This is a genomic window from Bacteroides sp. 14(A) (assembly GCF_000526555.1).
In the GTDB taxonomy this organism is placed as follows: Bacteria; Bacteroidota; Bacteroidia; order Bacteroidales; family Bacteroidaceae; genus Bacteroides; species Bacteroides cellulosilyticus.
Map to the genome: position 1 here is coordinate 1,053,625 of NZ_JAGH01000001.1, position 19,467 is coordinate 1,073,091.

The 19,467-nt window shown below is 41.6% G+C and carries 15 protein-coding genes and 1 pseudogene; 9 read left to right on the forward strand and 7 right to left on the reverse strand.

Annotated elements, in window-relative coordinates; genetic code table 11:
* Positions 1 to 61 precede the first annotated feature (61 nt).
* The 3 genes from K429_RS29690 to K429_RS0103635 form a co-directional block, all read right to left on the reverse strand.
* A complete protein-coding gene (locus K429_RS29690; RefSeq protein ID WP_081750826.1) occupies positions 62 to 475 on the reverse strand; it encodes a DUF6769 family protein in 414 nt (137 codons plus the stop codon).
* 62 nt (positions 476 to 537) lie between these two features.
* Positions 538 to 1,923, reverse strand: coding sequence for an FAD-dependent oxidoreductase (locus tag K429_RS0103630; protein ID WP_025726074.1), 1,386 nt, complete (start codon positions 1,921 to 1,923; stop codon positions 538 to 540).
* Between the two features lie 77 nt (positions 1,924 to 2,000).
* Complete coding sequence (locus K429_RS0103635; RefSeq protein ID WP_007210433.1) at positions 2,001 to 3,635, reverse strand: ABC-F family ATP-binding cassette domain-containing protein; 1,635 nt, start codon at positions 3,633 to 3,635, stop codon at positions 2,001 to 2,003.
* A gap of 160 nt (positions 3,636 to 3,795) precedes the next feature.
* Between K429_RS0103635 and K429_RS0103640 the strand changes: the two genes are divergently transcribed.
* On the forward strand, positions 3,796 to 4,197 hold the full coding sequence (locus K429_RS0103640; RefSeq protein ID WP_007210435.1) for a response regulator: 402 nt from the start codon (positions 3,796 to 3,798) through the stop codon (positions 4,195 to 4,197).
* A gap of 178 nt (positions 4,198 to 4,375) precedes the next feature.
* Here K429_RS0103640 and K429_RS28380 read toward each other — a convergent pair.
* Together K429_RS28380 and K429_RS0103650 are read right to left on the reverse strand one after the other, a co-directional pair.
* A pseudogene (locus K429_RS28380) lies at positions 4,376 to 5,345 on the reverse strand (ATP-binding protein).
* 231 nt (positions 5,346 to 5,576) lie between these two features.
* Positions 5,577 to 6,416, reverse strand: a complete 840-nt coding sequence (locus tag K429_RS0103650) for a hypothetical protein (protein WP_025726075.1) — start codon at positions 6,414 to 6,416, stop codon at positions 5,577 to 5,579.
* Between the two features lie 301 nt (positions 6,417 to 6,717).
* Between K429_RS0103650 and K429_RS0103655 the strand changes: the two genes are divergently transcribed.
* The 7 genes from K429_RS0103655 (at position 6,718) to K429_RS31255 (ending at position 15,938) form a co-directional block, all read left to right on the forward strand.
* Positions 6,718 to 8,148 (forward strand): CCA tRNA nucleotidyltransferase, encoded by a 1,431-nt coding sequence (locus K429_RS0103655; RefSeq protein ID WP_025726076.1) that lies wholly within the window; start codon positions 6,718 to 6,720, stop codon positions 8,146 to 8,148.
* A gap of 199 nt (positions 8,149 to 8,347) precedes the next feature.
* Complete coding sequence (locus tag K429_RS0103660) at positions 8,348 to 10,531, forward strand: WD40 repeat domain-containing protein (protein ID WP_007210439.1); 2,184 nt, start codon at positions 8,348 to 8,350, stop codon at positions 10,529 to 10,531.
* Between the two features lie 25 nt (positions 10,532 to 10,556).
* Positions 10,557 to 13,316, forward strand: coding sequence for a caspase family protein (locus K429_RS0103665; RefSeq protein ID WP_007219012.1), 2,760 nt, complete (start codon positions 10,557 to 10,559; stop codon positions 13,314 to 13,316).
* A gap of 202 nt (positions 13,317 to 13,518) precedes the next feature.
* On the forward strand, positions 13,519 to 14,292 hold the full coding sequence (locus tag K429_RS0103675; RefSeq protein WP_025726077.1) for a DUF5131 family protein: 774 nt from the start codon (positions 13,519 to 13,521) through the stop codon (positions 14,290 to 14,292).
* 83 nt (positions 14,293 to 14,375) lie between these two features.
* Positions 14,376 to 15,422, forward strand: a complete 1,047-nt coding sequence (gene msrB / locus K429_RS0103680; RefSeq protein ID WP_025726078.1) for a peptide-methionine (R)-S-oxide reductase MsrB — start codon at positions 14,376 to 14,378, stop codon at positions 15,420 to 15,422.
* Between the two features lie 46 nt (positions 15,423 to 15,468).
* Complete coding sequence (locus tag K429_RS0103685) at positions 15,469 to 15,786, forward strand: hypothetical protein (RefSeq protein WP_025726079.1); 318 nt, start codon at positions 15,469 to 15,471, stop codon at positions 15,784 to 15,786.
* On the forward strand, positions 15,783 to 15,938 hold the full coding sequence (locus K429_RS31255) for a hypothetical protein (RefSeq protein ID WP_081679895.1): 156 nt from the start codon (positions 15,783 to 15,785) through the stop codon (positions 15,936 to 15,938). The genes K429_RS0103685 and K429_RS31255 overlap by 4 nt, the downstream gene beginning before the upstream one ends.
* 97 nt (positions 15,939 to 16,035) lie before the next feature.
* On the opposite strand, the gene K429_RS0103690 is transcribed toward K429_RS31255, so the two are convergent.
* Positions 16,036 to 16,473, reverse strand: coding sequence for a PepSY-like domain-containing protein (locus tag K429_RS0103690; protein ID WP_007219015.1), 438 nt, complete (start codon positions 16,471 to 16,473; stop codon positions 16,036 to 16,038).
* Positions 16,474 to 16,843: 370 nt separating this feature from the next.
* On the opposite strand from K429_RS0103690, the gene K429_RS0103695 reads away from it, so the two are divergent.
* Positions 16,844 to 17,386: a carbonic anhydrase gene (locus K429_RS0103695; protein WP_007219016.1), complete on the forward strand. Its 543-nt coding sequence runs from the start codon at positions 16,844 to 16,846 to the stop codon at positions 17,384 to 17,386.
* On the opposite strand, the gene K429_RS0103700 is transcribed toward K429_RS0103695, so the two are convergent.
* A complete protein-coding gene (locus K429_RS0103700; protein WP_025726080.1) occupies positions 17,369 to 19,450 on the reverse strand; it encodes a UvrD-helicase domain-containing protein in 2,082 nt (693 codons plus the stop codon). The genes K429_RS0103695 and K429_RS0103700 overlap by 18 nt on opposite strands.
* Between the last annotated feature and the right edge of the window lie 17 nt (positions 19,451 to 19,467).

Here is a 19,467-nt window from a genome sequence, read left to right on the forward strand (position 1 = left end):
TGTTCTTACTTTTATCTGTGTGCAAAATTAGAGATAAAAGCCTGCAATAAAGTTGCAGACTTTACGATAAAGTAAGAACACACGGAGGTGCGCGAAGTCCTGTGGCACGTGTGAGATACGTGCCATGAAGTGACTCCTGGTATATGCAGTCCTGTCTTTGCCCGCTTTCTTCGGGGAGGACCAATAGTCTGAGAAGGGGTTCGGAGAATAATGTGATAACCAGTGGAAAATCCGGATGTGTCCATCCGTTGTCCGAGCTGGGAGTTTGCTGGAAAAAGTGAGTAGTAACACATCCCGTATCGCAACAGCAATGTTCGCTATCCGGGGTGTGTTGTTGTCCGCAACAATTGGGAGTTATGTCATTCTTCATACATATCAACCCATTATTGTGATGGTGGTGAGGAATAACCGGTACCACCAGCATGACCATGCTGATGAATATAAAAAAGAGTGTTATGTACCGTTTTCTCTGCATCCTTATTTTTTTTATTGCGGACAAAGATAGAAGTTAACGGCTTAATTACCAAATGTTAGTTATTAAAAAGCCTTGAATAATTCATTTAAACCTTCACTCATACTGGGATGGGTGAATATGAAGTTACGTAAAGCCGAAGATTTCTGTCCGGTTTTCATGACAAATGCTACCAGATTGATAAGTTCCGGTGCATCCACGCAGAAGAGTGAGCAGCCCAGTATTTTCTCTGTATCCGTATTTACAATAGCTTTTAGCATCCCATCCATATTCTGCAAAGTACGTGCACGAGGGATGGCGGAGGCGGGCAGACGTGAAATCTTGATGGGATATCCACGTTTCATAGCTTCTTCTTCCGTCAGACCGATATGTGCCATAGGTGGATCTGTGAAGATGGCGTAAGGTACGGGATTGCGGTCATCAACAGAACGTTCCTTATTACCGAAAAGATGATTTAAGATGATACGGGAATCGTCAATTGAAAGGTAATCATACATTTCCCCACCTTTGACGTCTCCCAAAGCCCAGACGTGTGGTGCAGTAGTACGTAATTGCTCATTGACAATGATCCCTCCTTGTACATTAACCTGTATTTTTGCTTTTTCCAGATTCAGATCATCTATCATAGGTTTACGTCCTGTTGCAATGAGTAGGGCATCGCCTTCAAGAAAGTAAGGTGTGCCGTCCGAGGCATCCGTATAGGCGGCGGTAATGCCGTCCGCTGTATCATGTAAGGATTGTACGCGTGCATTCAGACGTATCTCTATATTTTTTCTTTTCAGACTTTCCTGCATATATTCGGCAATCTCCCGATCAGCTTTCGGCAATAAGCGTTTACCGGCTTCCAGAATAGTGACCTTGCTGCCGAATCCGGCATACATGGTGGCAAATTCCAGCCCGATGGCTCCGCTTCCTATTATCAGCAAGTGTTGGGGAAGAATCTCGCTATGCAGCAATGTCTCACTTGTATATATGTATCGGCTGTTTTTTAATCCATCAATATCGGGTAGGATAGGTGTAGAACCGGTATTGATAAAGATTTCTTTTCCTTCCAGTTCAAAGTAATCTTCACTTTCCGGTGAAGGAACTACCTTTACTGTGTCCGGACAGAGAAAAGATGCAGTTCCGTCATACAATGTTATATTAGGGTTATTCGTCAGATTTTCGACGTTCTTTTCTCGAAGAAAGGTGACTAACTTATCCTTGCGCCTTAGGGCGAGGGAATATAACTTGGATTGTTTCTTATAATCGTCTTGATAGATACGTTCGGCGAATTCCGATTCGTTTATCATGGTTTTAGTAGGGATACATCCTACATTTATACAGGTTCCACCGTACATGTCCGGGGAACGTTCGATGACCGCCACTTTCCAGTTGCGGTTGGCTAATTCGACCGCCAGTAGCTTGCCACCTTTGCCGAAGCCTATTATTATAGCGTCATATCGTTTCATTGTTCTCGTAATTAGAGTTTTATAAAAATGAAACAATATGACGCAAGAAAAGTTGCGGAAGCCCTGTTAAGGAACGTTTACCTTTCCAGTTCGCGGAGTGACTCCATCTTCTTCTTTTCCAGGAATTCGTAGATGCCGCTTAAGTGTTCCTTTACTTGTTTATTACCGAATTCGTAGACCTTGGTAACCAGTCCGTCCAAGAAGTCACGGTCATGGCTTACTACAATCAGTGTACCATCGAAATCCAACAGCGCTTGCTTCAGAATGTCCTTGGTCTTCAGGTCGAGGTGGTTCGTCGGTTCATCCAGAATCAGTAGGTTTACCGGTTCCAACAACAGTTTAATCATGGCGAGTCGTGTGCGCTCTCCACCGGAAAGCACTTTCACTTTCTTCATGGATTGCTCTGGTCCACCGAACATGAAAGCACCCAGCAGGTCACGTATCTTATTACGTATTTCTCCCTTTGCCACATCATCAATCGTTTGGAATACCGTTAGGTTTTCGTCCAGCAGGGAAGCTTGGTTTTGTGCGAAATAACCGATCTGCACATTATGTCCGAGTGTCAGCGTGCCATCGTGTTCAATCTCTTTCATGATACATTTTACCAAGGTGGATTTACCTTCGCCGTTTTTGCCGACAAATGCTAATTTGTCTCCCCGTTCCACGGTCAGTGTAGCGTTTTTGAATACTACATGATCGCCATAGGTTTTACCTACGTTTTCCATGATTACAGGATAATTGCCGGAACGTGGGGATGGCGGAAATTTCAACCGTAGTGCCGAAGTATCTTCCTCATCCACTTCCAAAATTTCCAACTTTTCCAACATTTTTACGCGGCTTTGTACTTGCAGGGTTTTGGAGTAAGTGCCTTTGAAGCGTTCAATGAATTCTTTGGTTTCGGCAATGAACTTCTGTTGTTCGTCGTAAGCCTTTTGTTGTTGTTCACGACGTTCTTTGCGGAGTTCCAGATATTTGGAATAATTTACTTTATAATCATAGATACGTCCCATCGTCACTTCAATGGTACGGGTAGTGATATTATCTACAAACTTGCGGTCGTGGCTGATGACAATAACAGCTTTACCATTATTGATAAGGAAATCTTCCAACCACTGAATACTTTCGATGTCGAGGTGGTTGGTAGGCTCATCCAGTAACAGTACATCCGGCTTTTGCAACAGTAGTTTGGCAAGCTCGATGCGCATACGCCATCCGCCGCTGAAGTCACTGGTCTGGCGGTTGAAATCTTCGCGGCTGAAGCCGAGCCCTAACAGAGCTTTCTCTACATCTTCCTCATAGTTGGTAGCATCGATAGAGTAGAATTTTTCACTCAGGGCGGAAACCGTTTCAATCAGTTCCATATAACTGTCGCTTTCATAATCGGTACGTGTTTCCAGTTCTTTGTTGAGGCGTTCTATTTCTGCTTCCATCTCATGCAGGTGTGAGAAAGCCTGTGCGGTTTCCTGGAATACGGTTCGTCCGTCTTCCGTCATCAGATGTTGCGGCAGGTAAGCGATAACACTGTCTTTAGGTGCCGAGATTTTGCCCCGGGTAGGTTGGCGTACTCCTGCCAGAATTTTCAGTAAGGTACTTTTTCCCGCTCCGTTCTTTCCCATCAGGGCGATGCGGTCTTTTTCATTAATAACGAAGGAAACGTCACTGAATAAGGTGGTGCCGCCGAATTCTACGGCCAGTCCGTCTATTGAAATCATACTCTATTTTTAAATTGAGGCGCAAAGATAGTGCAAACCGAGTACAGAATAAAATGAACTCGTTCATTTTTTATGCCGAGATGCAGCATATCTTCTCCAAAGATAATATATTTATATTATTTTTTATATCTTTGCCTCATTAAACAAAAATACATTGGTCATGGAAACAGGGAATTTATCAGAAGATTACCGTCCGCTGATACTGGTAGCGGAAGACGATGATAGTAACTTTAAGTTGATAAAGGCTATTATTGGCAAAAAATGCGAGATATTGTGGGCGAAGAACGGTGAAGAGATGGTTAATCTGTTCAAAGAGAACCGTGGAAAGACAGCTGCTATTCTTATGGATATTAAAATGCCTATCATGAATGGCTTGGAAGCAACAAAGATTATCCGTGAAGAGGAGAAAGAACTTCCTATTATCATGCAGACTGCTTATGCTTTTACGGCTGACCGTGAAAATGCAATGGCTGCCGGTGCTTCGGAAGTATTGGTAAAGCCTATTACCTTGAGTGCATTACGTACTTGCTTGAGTAAGTTCTTGCCACGGTTGCAGTGGTAATAGAATTTTCATGGCATAAATTATATTATAACGAACGCGGGATGACTTCTTAATGTAGTTGTCCCGCGTTCGTTTTTATATTTAGGAAGATATTTCTTTTTATTCTCTATAAGAATGCTTCTTAGCGCATATTATTGGTACAATGGAAAAGAACCTTGTTTTCGGGACTTTAACGATTTCATCTCGTGCGATAAATATGTTTCAGCCAATGTTCAAATACGGGGTCTTGTAGTTCTATCCGGTTTCCCGGTAAAATATCAACCAAATCTTTTTCAGTTGCTGCCTTTTTTAGATTTTTGATATTAGCAGATGTCCCCAACTGATATTTAATGAGTACTTCTTTTGATGAGAAGTTTGTAACCCCATCGGCTACTGCCAGTAGAAAATTTATTTGCCGTGGTGTCAATGTATCGATGATATTGGCGAAAAGCAAACTAAGTTGCCCGATAATATCACTGAAAGCCTCATCAACTACTTCGGCTGAGGCAACTGTCGCGGTTCTAAACCACACTTGCTGACTTAATTGTTGGGTATAATAGGGGTGATTCTTTATCAGGTCGGTAATCATGCTGCATAATTCTCCTGAAATTTCCTTTCCGGTTTCAGAGAACTTTCTTCCGATAAATTCGATCCAATCCTTTTTGGGTATCTTTTCCAGAAATAAGATGTCCCCGAATTTATAGAAAGGCATGTTGTAATTATGAAAAATATCCAGTAGCATATGTCTTTTGCTGCCGTACAGGCAATAGCATACGTCCGTATGTTTCTGCCAGTGCGAGCGTAGCTTCCGCTGAAATGCCAAAGGGTCGTCATACTCGTTGATATTTTGAAATTCGTTGATACAAACCACCATCTTTTTGCCGGAATCCCTACTGATGGCTTGTGGCAAATCCAAGATTTCATCAAATGTCATTTTATTGTCTTTGAAATCAAGTCCGAAAGATAATTCGCATGTTTGAGCCATATCTGAGAATGTGACAGAAGGTAGTAGTCGCCCCAAATATTCTCGGACGGAAGCGGCGAAATCATCCCATACGGAATGGCTTATTTTCAGTACGGCAGTTGCGCTTGAGCAGTTCAACTTCTTTTTTTCTATTCGTGAAATTGTTCTTATCGGCTATTCGTCCATATACAAAAGGTGTTCCCATAATGAATGACATTGTTTTTCAGTACAAAGATAGAAATAAAGATCAAAAGGCATAAAGGTTGCTATCCTACATCGTATATATAGTATGTGAAATCTGAAAAATAAATAGATGTTGGACTCTTAAATCAAACTTACAAAGAATTTGCAAAACTCTTATTTTTGCTTTCGATTATAGATATTATTCCGAATGTAGTTTTAACAATCTTGAGTTTTAATGGTTTCTTTAATTTGTTTATTTTCCTTGTTCCGTCTCTTTTTCTTCCCTTTCCTGCATCTTCCGTTTCACAAACTCTATTTTCAGATTTGCTTCTTCCATCTCTTTCTTAATTTCAGTGATAGATGAAAGTAACTGTGCCAGTTCATAAACACTGGCTACTGCCTGGCGGTCGGCCGGAGTCATCGTAGTGGAGTAGGGGCGTTCACCCTGATAGTTCACTTTAATATTCTTGTCTTTATTCAGATAAAGGAAACCGATAACATTGCCGTCTTCTCCTATTTTATAATCAGCTTTTTCTATCTTTTCCCCCAGGTCAGTTGTTTCATAGCTATCTTTGGAGGCGGGTGTTTCAGCAAAACTACCATCGGGTGCGATAACCTTTACGCTGATGTGATGAATATTGCTTGGACCACAATAAATGGAAGTCATGCTCATTTGTCCGGTTTCGTTTACTTGAAAGCGGAGATATGAACGATGCAGATTTTTTTCTATTACTTGTGAGGGGTGCAGATAGTTGCCTATTTTCTGATATTCGGCATCTTTTTCGAGGGTGAATTTCCCTTTTATGGCATCCAATTCGCTTTGTTTCTTTTGAAGCAGGCTATCCAGGTAAACAAGTGTTTTTTCCTGTTCTTTCAGTTCTACCTGCTGCATCAGACTGATGCCTTCACGACGAGTTTCAAAAGCTTTTGGGTATAATATCTTAATGCTGTCAATCTGCATTTTTGCTTCACTGAAGTCTCCCCGTTCAAAAGCTTCACGGGCGGTTTGCAATTTTTCACCGGCTTTTTTCTCCACATTCTCGCAAGAGAAGAGCGTGCAACAGAGGCACGCAAGAAGTATCATTGTCTTCATAACTGTTGTTCTTCTGTTAGTGAGGACAAAATTATAAATAATATCCGTATCTTTGCAGCCTCAAATATAGATAAATTGTATTTTAGTTTTCTTAAGATATCGGATGTTTGGAACAATTATTTGTCCTCACTGTACCCGGTCCGTATCAAAGCCGTACCTGGTCCGTACCAAGTCCAAGCGTATAGGTACGGAGCAAATACGAGGATGACACGGTTCGGATACATGGAAGGTGGAAAAATAGACCAAGAGACTTTCTACTCTCCGGAATGAAAACTATATGATTATTTTTTAAAGATGTATTATGGTTGAGTTGACAACAGAAGAATTGAAACAACATTTTAGTGACGACATATTTAAACGGATATCCGAGACGGCAGATGAATTGGGATTGGAATGCTATGTGGTCGGTGGATATGTACGCGATATTTTCCTGCAACGCCCTTCTAAGGATATTGATCTCGTAGTGGTTGGCAGTGGTATAGAAATGGCTGAAGCATTGGGCAAATGTTTGGGGCGTGGAGCGCACGTAGCTGTATTTAAGAATTTCGGTACTGCACAGGTGAAATATCGTGGGACAGAAGTGGAGTTTGTAGGTGCGCGTAAGGAATCATATCAACGTGATTCGCGTAAACCTATTGTTGAAGATGGTACGTTGGAAGATGATCAGAATCGTCGTGATTTTACTATTAATGCACTGGCTGTCTGTTTGAACCAAAGCCGTTTCGGGGAATTGGTAGATCCTTTTGGTGGCATAGAGGATTTAAAAGAAAAGACTATCCGTACGCCGCTTGATCCGGATATCACATTCAGTGATGATCCGTTGCGTATGATGCGTTGCATCCGTTTTGCTACCCAATTGAATTTCTATATTGATGATGCTACGTTCGAGTCTTTGTGTCGCAATTGTGAACGTATTTCTATTATCTCTAAGGAACGTATTGCGGAGGAACTAAATAAGATATTGCTCTCTCCAGTTCCTTCCAAAGGCTTTATTGATTTGGATCGTTCCGGACTGTTGCCGCTGATTTTTCCGGAATTTGCTGCATTGCAAGGTGTGGAAACCCGCAACGGACGGGCTCATAAGGACAACTTCTATCATACTTTGGAAGTACTTGATAATATCAGTCGCAAAACCGATAATCTTTGGTTGCGCTGGGCTGCCCTGTTGCATGACATAGCAAAACCTGTTACCAAACGTTGGGAACCTCGTGCAGGCTGGACATTCCACAATCATAATTTCATTGGTGAGAAGATGGTACCGGAGATTTTTCGGAGAATGAAATTGCCGATGAATGAAAAAATGAAGTATGTACAGAAGCTGGTAAGTTTGCACATGCGTCCTATTGTCATTGCTGATGATGTGGTAACCGACTCTGCAGTACGTCGTCTTCTCTTTGAAGCCGGAGATGATATTGATGATCTGATGACATTGTGTGAAGCTGATATCACGTCCAAGAATATGGAGCGCAAACAACGTTTTCTTAATAATTTCCAACTGGTGCGTCAGAAACTGAAGGATCTTGAAGAGCGCGACCGCGTTCGCAATTTCCAGCCACCTATCAGTGGAGAAGAAATCATGAAAACTTTCAATCTGGAACCCTGCCAGCAAGTAGGAACTCTGAAAAGCGCCATTAAAGATGCTATTTTGGATGGAGTGATACCCAATGAATACGAGGCTGCACGCACTTTTATGTTGCAGCGTGCTGAAAAGATGGGATTGAAACATTCTTAATATTTGTCACTGATTTCCGTGACAAATAAATATTCCGCATAGTTATCTTTTTGATCCTCTTAATCTTGTTTTTTACCTGTTTATCCTGTTAAAAGCCTCCTTAAACAAAAAAAACAGGAATTTGTTGACCGCTTGATAGGAATTTAATGTTTATATTTGCAAATAGTATGAAACATAAACTATTATAAACATTAAAGATATGGATGAAATGAGAATGTGGTTCCGCCCGGTCAAGGGTATTGCATTTTGTATTGTGGCTGCTTTCTTTGGCAGTCAGGCAATGGCGCAGGTACAGGTGAAAAGGAGTTTTCCTTCAGCGAAACGTATTTCGGCATTTGACAATACAACGTTTTGTACAGCTTTCCTGTCGGATGGTTCTTTACTTACGATTCGCGATATCCCTATTGTCGATCTGAGAGATGTTGATAAAATAGCCTTTAACCCTACGGGTAGCTCACTGGCTTTGATGCGGGGGAAGAAACCTGTTAGTATTTATTCTTTCCGTGACCGGAACAAAAAGCTTTTTGAACTGAAAGAGCAGCGTAAGAGTAAGGAACTGAAGGGCAGGAAGAATCTGAATTTCTTTGTGCCCGGACCTGTAGGCGCTGAGTTGATGAAAGATGCATCAAAGGGAGACATTGTCCCTGTTGCCATGTGCTATGGTGCTGATGCACGCAATTTTTTGGTTTCCAATTCTTTAGGAGAAATCATAGTTTACGACACAAAAGCATATTTGCCTCAGGCTTATATTCAGGGAAAAGCTGTCGCAACGGCTATTACTATGAGTCCCAACAACTATTTTATCGCTGCCGGAACCGGTAAGAATATCGATATCTGGAATTTCCAGACAAAAGAACTGCGTACTTCTCTTCCGATGCCTGCCGAAGTAACTGAATTGGTCTTTTCTGCCGATGCTTCTCAAATGGCTGTTGTGACGGCAGACAAGCGTCTGACTATTTTCGACACAAAGACATGGGATAAGGTGGATATCTTTGATAAGATAGGTGGAACACTGACTTCTCCGTCCTTTCATCCGGATGGCAAATATATCAGTGTGGTTAAAGATGGTAACGCTATTGTCATCATGAACTTGAAAAACAGTGTGCCTGAACAGACATTGGATGAAAATCCGGGTGGTGTGACGGGTAGTCGCTTCTTTGTAAACAAGCAAACGAGCGATGTATTCATGCTTTCCAATCGCGCCAAAGGACTTGTGTTTTGGGATGCTAATGGTTTGAATCCTTTCTTTGGTAAATTGATGAGTAAGGAAGTGGATGCTAAGATGAACGAGTGGGTGAAGATGATGCAGGGTGAGTCCATGGAAGATTATGCTATCCGTGTGAATGACGAGACTCGCCTGAAGCAACAACAATTATTTGCTCAGGAAGTGGCAACGGAGTTGGCAGGCGACCGCATCTCTATTGATAATCCTTTCGTGGGAGAATATGACGCTTCCAAGAATATGCTGAACATCGGATTTAATGCATTGCCCGCGATTGCTTTGGAAGTGCCTTCAAATGAAGTAGGCGACTTTAAGGATGGTAAGAACCTGAAATTTGATAATGCGGTTTATGTATTGAATGATAAGGACGAATTTGAGTTGGCTTATGTAGAAGTGCGTAATGAGACTACAAATAAGGTCTATATTTATGATAATATCGGTCGCACCAAGTTGACCGCACTGGAAGCAGATGAAAACTTTGTTCCGCTGGAAATTATGCAGCAGGCAAGTCGTGAAGAAATTCAGCTGAAGGAGATCAAAGAAGCTGTAATCGAAGAAAAGAAGCAGGATAAGCTGATTACGGAAAATACACAGATTGATGTGAGGACAGAAGTAATTCCGGGTGTGGATGCTAATGGTAATAAGATTCTGAACTACAAAGTGGGCTACCAGTATGAGGTGATCAATAAAGAGTTTTCTGCAAAGGAGGACTTCCCGTCAGGTGGTTATGATATTGAACGTTCCAATGCCGCAATGTCTCTGATGAAGATAATCAAGAATGCTTTTGAAGGCGATTTCTCCAAGTATCTGTCTGAAGGTAAACAAGTGAAGGTCATTGTTACCGGTTCTGCCGATGCAAGTCCTATTCGCGGACGCATTGCCTATAACGGACAATATGGCGAATTTATCGATGAACCTTATTATAAGGATGGTAATCTTGATAATATTACCGTAACAAAGGCTTCGGGCATTACTGCTAATGAACAGTTGGCTTTGATGCGTGCGGCAGGTGTGAAGAATTATATAGAAAAGAATGTAACCACACTGGATAACACCAAGAACGAATATGAATATCATGTGGAAGTAGCCAAGGAACGCGGTGGTGAATTCCGTAAGATTAACGTAGAGTTTGTAATCATGGATGCTTTTCCTGCAAAATAATTTAGTGAGGAGCTAATAAATAAATATGAAGAATTTTTTAGTACTGACAATCATTTTAATGTTGGGAGCATATGGGAGAGTAGTGGCACAGGATGCCGCTGCTGCTTCTAAGCGTGCTAACCAACAATATGTGCTTTTTGAAAGTGAGCGCGATAAAGGAACGAACGTGACGGGTATGTATAGCTATTTGCTGGACAGTTACGAGAATTTCATGAAAGTTGTGGAAGCACCGGATAACGGTCAGTATTTGAGTGGTGCCAAGAATCGTTTGCGTGCTATGTATCCTTATCTGTTGAATGGTGCAGTGTATTATTCCGAACAGAAGCAACCCTCTAAGGCGCTGGATTTTGCGGCAGCTTATATTGAGATGCCCCGGCTGAAGATTTTTCAGAGCGAGTTGCTTCCCAAAGATAACCGCTATGCTTCTGTAGTATATTATGCGGCGGTATCTGCCTACAATCTCCAAAAGTATTCGCAGGCGTTGAAGTATTTCCAGGAGTATTTAAGCACGGGAACGGATACACAGCAGAAAGACTGCTATGTATATATGAATATGATTTATCAGTCGCAGAAGAATTATTCTGAACAGGAACGTGTTTTGGAGGAAGCCATAGCCAAGTATCCTGTTTCGCTTGATTTCCTTTATAATCTGGTGAATGTGCATATTGCCACGAACAATATGCCGAAGTTACTGTCGGCCATCGATCGTATTCTTGAAGTTGATCCCAATAATGATAAGGTATTGCCCATCAAGGCACGTATTTTGGAACGCCAGGGAAAGAATCAGGAAGCGCTTGATATCTACAAACGTTTGTATGCTCTCCATCCCGATAGTTTTGAGTTGCTCACCGGATTGGCACGTGTTAATTTCAATGTAGCTACTGAAATTGTGAATAACGGTGCTACTATTGCTAATGATACCGAATATGCGTTGGTACGTCAGCGTGCTTCCGGTTATCTGCTGGATGCTAAAGACCTGTTCCTGAAAATTCTGGAAAAAGAGCCTTCATCTAAAATGTATATGCAGGGGTTGGCGGGTGTATATCAGTATATGGATATGAAATCTGAGTATGAAGTCTTGATGAAAATTATTACTGACGGTGCTTCATATACTTCTTTTCCATCCCGTTTGCTGGCCTATAATGAGGCATTGAAGAAGACTGAAGGGGTGGCACAGCAACAGGAATCTGCTCCTGTGCCGGTGGAACCTGCTATGTTGGTCATCCATGTGGATAGTTTTATTGATGGTAATAATAATAAGGTAATAGATGCCGGTGAAAGTTTTGCTGTTCAATTTTCTGTTGAGAATAAGGGACAGGGGGATGCTTATAACATCCGCCTCCGTCTTTCCGAACAACAGGGATATGATGAATATTTCGACGGTCCCCGTGAGTTGGATGGTGGTAATATTCCCGCAGGAACATCGAAGCAATACACTTTCCGTTATCTGGTAAAGAAAGAAATGCCGTCAGCACTGGCCAAGATCAATATCTATGCATTCGAAGCGAATGGTTTTGATGCTGATCCGTCGGAATTGATTGTTAATACACAGGAATATGCTATGCCGCGCCTGCGTGTGGCGGATCATCAGTTCTTTGCTTCCGAAGGTTCTTCTATCACTTTAGGTAAGAATGGTAAGCTGACGCTTGCTTTGCAGAATTTCGGTTCGAAGACAGCACGTAATGTGAAATTGAACTTCAAGTTGCCGAATAATGTGTTTACAACTGATGTACCTGAAATGACGATTGATAGTATTGCTCCGGGTGATGTAGCAACACTGGATTATGGTTTCCTGGTGAACAAGCGTTTCGATGGTGATTCAATCGCTGTGATGGTAAGCGTGAGTGAAGATTCCCGTTCTTCTTATCTGAGTGAAGCCTATAAGGTGAAGGTGGGTGAATACTTAACGGCATCCAGCACAATCAAGATTGACGGAGCTGTTCGTAAGGCTGTTGATCTTAAGAATGTTAGTTTAGGACTCAATACTGAGTTGCTGCAAGATATTCCTGTGGGTGCTGTGAATCGTCACCGTTATGCATTGATCATTGGTAACGAAGATTATAGCATAACCGGTGCCAATGCAGAGATAAATGTGCCTTATGCCGTGAATGATGCTATGGTATTCCGTGAATATTGTGTACGTACATTTGGTGTACCTGATGGACAACTGAAAGTTGTTCCGAATGCTACGGCTGGTATGATGCACGAACAGCTTGACTGGTTGGTGAATATGGCAAGTACTGATCCTGAAGCGGAATTGATATTCTATTATTCCGGTCATGGTAATAATGATGAGGCAACGAAAGAACCTTATCTGCTGCCGGTAGATATTACGGGTAAGAACATTCGTCTGGGGATTTCTCTGGCGGATTTATATAAACGTCTGGCAACCTATCCTATCAAGGGAGCTTATGTTTTCCTGGATGCTTGCTTTAGTGGTGGCTACAAGAGTGCTGCTCCGTTGCTGGCCCAAAAAGGGGTACGTGTAGTACCGAAGGTGGGTTTGCCACAGGGACATACCTTGAGTTTCTCATCCAGTAGCGGTGACCAGACTTCCAGTGTTTATCATGATAAGAAGCAGGGATATTATACTTATTTCCTGGTTAAATGTATCAAGGATGCAAAGGGAGATTTAACCATGAAAGAACTGTTTGAAAAGACCAATGCAGAGGTGAAGAAAGCTACTGCTTTGATTGGCAAGATGCAGGAACCTCAGTATATGGTTTCTCCTACATGGTCTGATTGGGCAGATGTGAAGCTGAAGACACCGGCGACAATGAATTAGTTTATTGGCAATATAGAAAAAGGGACTCTGTCGACATAAATGTTGCAGAGTCCCTTTTTCTTTTTCATGCTTCTTTTCATAAGCGCATGTAAAAGTTCCATAAAAAAGAACTCGAATACTGCCTGGAATAAGGGCAATGCATAACTTTGTGAAAGCAACAATAAAGACATAGAGTTATGGAGACAATGAACATATGCTGCGAATAGGTGTAAAGACTTCGATGTGGAATCCCTGGCATGGCTGTCATAAGTTTAGTACAGGCTGTCAGCATTGCTATGTTTATCGTACAGATGGTAAATATGGTAAGGATAGTTCCGTTGTGGCAAAGACAGAGAAGTTCAATCTGCCTGTGCAGCAAAAGAAAAACAAAACTTACAAGATACCTTCCGGTAACCTGGTCTATACATGTTTCACTTCTGATTTTCTGGTGGAAGATGCTGATGAATGGCGTCCTGAAGCATGGGAGATGATGCGGTTGAGACAAGATCTCCACTTTCTGTTTATCACTAAGCGTATTGACCGACTGAAGGATTGTTTACCCTCAGATTGGGGAGAAGGATATGATAATGTAACAATCTGTTGTACGATGGAGAATCAGGATCGGATTGACTATCGCCTGCCTATTTATAAGGCAGCTCCCATAAAGCATAAAATTATTATTTGCGAACCGCTTCTCAGCCGGATAGATTTCAGGGGAGAGTTAGGTGAGTGGGTTGAGCAGGTTGTAGCCGGAGGAGAATCTGGACGGGAGGCGCGTGTATGCGATTATGACTGGGTTTTGGAGATTCGTCGTCAATGTATAGAAGCTAATGTGGGCTTCTGGTTTAAGCAGACAGGTTCTTATTTATTGAAAGAAGGGAAGGAGTTTAAAGTAGCCCGACAATTTCAGCACTCGCAGGCCCGGAAGGCGGAGATAAACTATGAGCCGGATCGCACCTCTTTTATAGAAGAGAATACAGGCAGCGCTATATTGTAGTTTCTTGTGTTCAACTATCCTATCGGTTTGATTGTTATATATTCATATATCAATAGCATAAGATTTGTTGGAAAGCTGAAGATATGAAACAACTTATATTTGTATTGTTAATAAGTTGTCTGGCTTGTGCCAATAATCAGGCAGGGCAGGCAGAAAGGAAAAAAGATATGGAATCAACCAAGGAAATTTATCTGGCAGGAGGCTGTTTCTGGGGAACCGAGCATTTCCTGAAACTAATTGATGGCGTAGAAGCTACGCAAGTCGGCTATGCAAACGGCAATATTGCCAATCCGACTTATAAACAAGTATGTACCGGAACTACGGACTTTGCAGAAACCGTGAAAGTGCAGTATGATCCCCTCAAAGTGGACCTGCCTTTTCTCATAGATCTTTATTTCAAAACCATCGACCCTACCAGCGTAAACAGGCAGGGTAATGACAAGGGTACCCAATATCGTACGGGTATTTATTATACTGACCCGGCTGATTTAGCGGTTATTCAAGAAACTGTGTACCGTCTGGCAACAGCTTACCCCCGTCCGCTGGCAGTAGAAATAAAGCCTTTGAAGAATTTCTATCCGGCGGAAGACTATCACCAGGATTATCTGGATAAGAATCCGGGTGGATATTGTCATATCCATCCTGAACTATTTGACTTGGCGCGTAAGGCTAAAATGCCGAAAAAATCTGTTTATAGTAAACCGGATGATACGGTGTTGCGTTCCAAACTCACCCCGGAGCAATATGCCGTGACTCAAAAGAATGCAACCGAGCTGGCTTTTCATAATGATTATTGGAATGAACACCGTCCCGGTATTTATGTAGATATCACTACGGGTGAGCCTTTGTTCGTTTCAACTGATAAGTTTGATTCCGGCTGTGGCTGGCCCAGTTTCTCAAAACCGATTGACCGTAAACTTATTCATGAGAAGATGGATACTTCTCATGGTATGGTACGCACAGAGGTTCGAAGTGCTACGGGTGATGCCCATTTAGGACATGTCTTCACTGATGGTCCGGCAGATAAAGGTGGTTTGCGTTATTGCATCAACAGTGCTTCGTTGAGATTCATTCCTAAAGAGAAGATGCAGGCTGAAGGATATGGGGAGTATATCAGTTTAGTAAAGTAATTTTTCGTATCCGGAAAACTTTCGTATCTTTAGCAAAAACGGAATTATGATTGAATTTAAAGCTGTACCATTGGCATCACTTCTGAATCTGAGAAATCAATATCTGGATTCTTTGCGTTACCCCCAGGAGTTACACTGCGAGTGGCTTGTTGCAAAAGGCACTTGTTTCTGTATCGAACAGGATGAAGAAAGAGTGGGGTATTTCATTCAGTCGGAAGAAGGAGAGCTGATTGAATTCTATCTGTCTGATGAACTGTTTTCACGAAAAGAAGAAATATTCGGAAGAGCGTTGAAAGAATTTCAGATTAAAAGTGCTTTCTGCAAGTCATTTGATGATTCCGCAGGCAGGGGTATGCAACGATGATTATTTCACATCTTAAAGAATCATGCTTAAAAGCGGGATATACTCCTATTGCAGGGTGTGCAGCTGATAATGTTGCTTCACGCAGGACGCTGGAGCGGTGTGGTTTTATGACAAAACATTGTGCCATTGCATTTGATTTCTATCGGAAGTAACATTAAACGGGTCGGGAACTTAAAGTCAAAAAACAGTAAATCATCGAATAGAGGAAGAGGTGTTTCCTCCTATTCGATGATTTACTGTTTTTTTATTTTAGTCATCAATGTCAATTACTCTCATCTTAGAGTCGAACTTGATTTCCCAACGGTTAGACAGCTTTACTTCATATTCTTTTTTATCCCGTTCAATCTGTAAGATTTTAACATCCGGATAGTTTGTCTTTACATAAGTACGGATTGCTTCCGGGATGATCTGTGCAGGGACTTCACTTTGCTGACATTTAACTTCTGTCCATTCTCCCGCCTTATCGAATTCTACTTTTTCTCCATTAGTGAAGACCACATCGTAGCTTTTATAGAATAATTCTGTTTCCTGTTTTGCCAATGCCACTTTATGATCTTTAAAGTAGGTATTGAGGAAAGTTTGAGCCTTTGCAGGGAGTTGATTTACCTGGATCGGTTTGTCATTATCTGCCATTACCATTGTGTGCATTGTGAACATACATACTAATAATAAAACTAACTTTTTCATATTCTTCTATTTTTAATAATTAATACTTTGGTTTATTCTGATATTGCAAAGGTAAAGGGAGATTCTGGAAAGAAACTGGAATCCTTTATCGAATGATTTGTTTCTCGGTGTGAAACTGTCAGTTTCATTACTTGGAACTGCTTGTTTCATTACTTGAAACTATCGGTTTCATTGTTTGAAACTGGAGGTTCCATTGCTTGAAACACTTCGTCCGGTCTGCTGAAACAGAACAGAGGGGCATTCGGCAGGTGGTAATAGGTTCTTGCCGGTGTTAGCGAGGATGTGATATCAATAAACTTTAGCTTTATTGAAATGACATCCTATTCTTTTTTTCCATAAATTTGTCGTCGATTTTAAAAGTAAGACTGCTATGCTTGAAGATATTCTGAAATTCAATAAGGAGTTCGTGCAGAACAGAGGATATGAGAAATACCTCACTAATAAATACCCAGACAAGAAGATTGCCATCATTTCCTGTATGGATACCCGTTTGCTTGAACTGATACCTGCCGCGCTCGGACTAAAGAACGGTGACGTAAAGATGATAAAGAATGCGGGAGGTGTCATATCCCATCCGTTTGGTAGTGCGGTGAGAAGTCTGCTGATAGCCATTTATGAACTTGGCGTGGAACAGGTGATGGTGATCGGGCATACCGATTGTGGTGCGCAAAGCCTGAATAGCAAAAGAGTGCTTGCACACATGAAGGAAAGAGGCATTGCAGACAAGAACATTGATATGCTGAAATTCTGCGGTCTGGATGTTGAGTCCTGGTTGAATGGATTTGACAGTGTGGAGGAAGCGATTAAAAGTTCCGTGGAGTTAATCAGGAAACACCCGCTTATCCCATCGGATATTAAGATAAACGGGTTTATTATTGATTCCATAACCGGAGAACTAAAAATTCTGATCTGATGAGGCAGGAATAAATTCACTTGGTCGTCCGTTGTAGGTTAGTGCCAGTCTATGCATAGCCCTTGTTACAGCTACATAAAGCATACTTTTGTCAATGGCTGAGTTATAATTCTTGCCGTTGACATAGGGAACGATTACTTCGTCAAACTCCAATCCTTTTGCCATGTGAGATGAGGTAACGATAATACCTTTCATAAAAGCAGAGTTTTGATTGGACAGGAAATGGATATCACCGGTATGCACCCGGAGGCTTTCTGATAGTTCTCTTGCTTGTGTTTCGGTTTTGCATACTATCCCGAGTGACGTATAACCGGATTTTTTAAAAGAAGAAATTATACTGAAAATACCCAGTATTTCCTGTTTTACATCTTCAAACCGTAGGATTGCAGGAGGTTCACCATGGCGTATGATAGGTTCTAATTCATGATTGGTCTGAATCTTTTGCGAGAAATCCGTGATTTCAAACGTAGAGCGGTAACTTTTGCATAGTTTCATTATTTCGCCTATAGTGAATGCTTTCCGAATCATATCGGCTGTTGACGAACCATAAGGGTTGACAGATTGTGATGCATCTCCGAGAATAGTCTTCCGGCAGGGGTAAAGTTTCTGAATTACTTTGTACTGAATAGGAGAATAATCCTGCATTTCGTCTATCAAAAGATGTTTGACACCGGGCGAAGCAATATTTCCGTCTAAAGCCAGATGCAGGTATGCCAAAGGTGCCAGGTCAGCGTATTCCAACATCCGGTTCTTGCGTAATTTGAATAGTTCGGGTTTACCTATCCATACGAAAAACTCTTTATAAATCTGAAGATCGTTGTTACCTGCAAACATCTTCTTTATTTCTTTCTTCAACAGATTTTTCTCTGAAGTGGTAATTGTAAAGTAGTATTGCACCTTCATCATTTCCAGGATATAATCCGTCATAGCTTCAGAACGCTGGCGCATGGGATAACGGTTGAAGCGCCTGAATTGCTCTTCAATATATTCGGCTGGAATTGTGATGTGCCTGGTGAGTTTTACTTCTGCTGCTTTGAAGTAGTTGTTTTCCATATAGAGGATGAACTTATCGAGCTGTGAAATAAACTCGAAGGAAGATTTGTATTTGATCCGTTCAATGAAGTCCGAGGACGTTTTTTCGAGTAATTCCGTTACCTGTTCAAAGAAGTTCTGGTATTTGTATTTGTTTTCAAGAACTCCCGAAAGAATCTGCTCCATACTGGTTTCGGGCACACTTTCTTCGCCAAGCTCGGGAAGTACGTTCGAGATATAATCACCGAAAACTTTATTGGGTGAAATAATAAGTATATCTTTTGAGGAAATATTCCCTTTCAACGTATAGAGCAGGTAGGCGATGCGGTGTAAGGCAATGGATGTCTTGCCCGATCCGGCAACTCCCTGGATAATGAGCACGTGGGCTTCTTCATTACGAATGATCCGGTTTTGTTCCCGCTGGATGGTGGTGACAATATTCTTCATTTTATCATCGGCATTGCTGCTGAATTCCTTCTGAAGAATTTCATCATGTACAGTCAGCGAGCTTTCTATCATATATTCCATTTTGCCTTTACGGATGCGGTATTGGCGTTTAAGTGAAATATCTCCGCTGATTTCACCGGTAGGGGAGGTATAAACCGCTTTCCCCAGTTCGTAATCGTAGAACATACCGGAAATGGGAGCCCGCCAATCGTATATCAGGTTCGTCTTACTTTGTGAATCATAGAACGTATGTATGCCTATATAAATAGGTAAAACACTACTGCCGTTTTTCTTTTCCTCGAAATCTATCCGTCCGAAATAGGGGATATCCAATATTTTGCCCAACCGCCTGCGTTTGTCAATTACGCTTTCACCCAGTGCGAAATGATTGAGGATGCTTTCGCGCATGGATCGGATTTCATGCGGATCGATATCTTTGTTTGACCAGATATAATCTTTGTATTCCTGTAAGGTTTCTACATGTTCTTTGACTGATGTATCGGTGTTCTGAATCGTATCGTTAATGATGCCGATGACCTGTTGCAAGTACTTTTTTTCCTGTTGTTCTGATAGATTGAATGTCATAACTCTTTTAATTTTTT

Excerpts from the sequence above, each read along its gene's own strand:
- K429_RS29690 (WP_081750826.1), bottom strand. The coding sequence starts at position 475 with ATGCAGAGAAAACGGTACATAACACTCTTTTTTATATTCATCAGCATG.
- K429_RS0103630 (WP_025726074.1), bottom strand. The coding sequence starts at position 1,923 with ATGAAACGATATGACGCTATAATAATAGGCTTCGGCAAAGGTGGCAAG.
- K429_RS0103635 (WP_007210433.1), bottom strand. The coding sequence starts at position 3,635 with ATGATTTCAATAGACGGACTGGCCGTAGAATTCGGCGGCACCACCTTA.
- K429_RS0103640 (WP_007210435.1), top strand. The coding sequence starts at position 3,796 with ATGGAAACAGGGAATTTATCAGAAGATTACCGTCCGCTGATACTGGTA.
- K429_RS0103650 (WP_025726075.1), bottom strand. The coding sequence starts at position 6,416 with ATGAAGACAATGATACTTCTTGCGTGCCTCTGTTGCACGCTCTTCTCT.
- K429_RS0103655 (WP_025726076.1), top strand. The coding sequence starts at position 6,718 with ATGGTTGAGTTGACAACAGAAGAATTGAAACAACATTTTAGTGACGAC.
- K429_RS0103660 (WP_007210439.1), top strand. The coding sequence starts at position 8,348 with ATGGATGAAATGAGAATGTGGTTCCGCCCGGTCAAGGGTATTGCATTT.
- K429_RS0103665 (WP_007219012.1), top strand. The coding sequence starts at position 10,557 with ATGAAGAATTTTTTAGTACTGACAATCATTTTAATGTTGGGAGCATAT.
- msrB (WP_025726078.1), top strand. The coding sequence starts at position 14,376 with ATGAAACAACTTATATTTGTATTGTTAATAAGTTGTCTGGCTTGTGCC.
- K429_RS0103685 (WP_025726079.1), top strand. The coding sequence starts at position 15,469 with ATGATTGAATTTAAAGCTGTACCATTGGCATCACTTCTGAATCTGAGA.
- K429_RS31255 (WP_081679895.1), top strand. The coding sequence starts at position 15,783 with ATGATTATTTCACATCTTAAAGAATCATGCTTAAAAGCGGGATATACT.
- K429_RS0103690 (WP_007219015.1), bottom strand. The coding sequence starts at position 16,473 with ATGAAAAAGTTAGTTTTATTATTAGTATGTATGTTCACAATGCACACA.
- K429_RS0103695 (WP_007219016.1), top strand. The coding sequence starts at position 16,844 with ATGCTTGAAGATATTCTGAAATTCAATAAGGAGTTCGTGCAGAACAGA.
- K429_RS0103700 (WP_025726080.1), bottom strand. The coding sequence starts at position 19,450 with ATGACATTCAATCTATCAGAACAACAGGAAAAAAAGTACTTGCAACAG.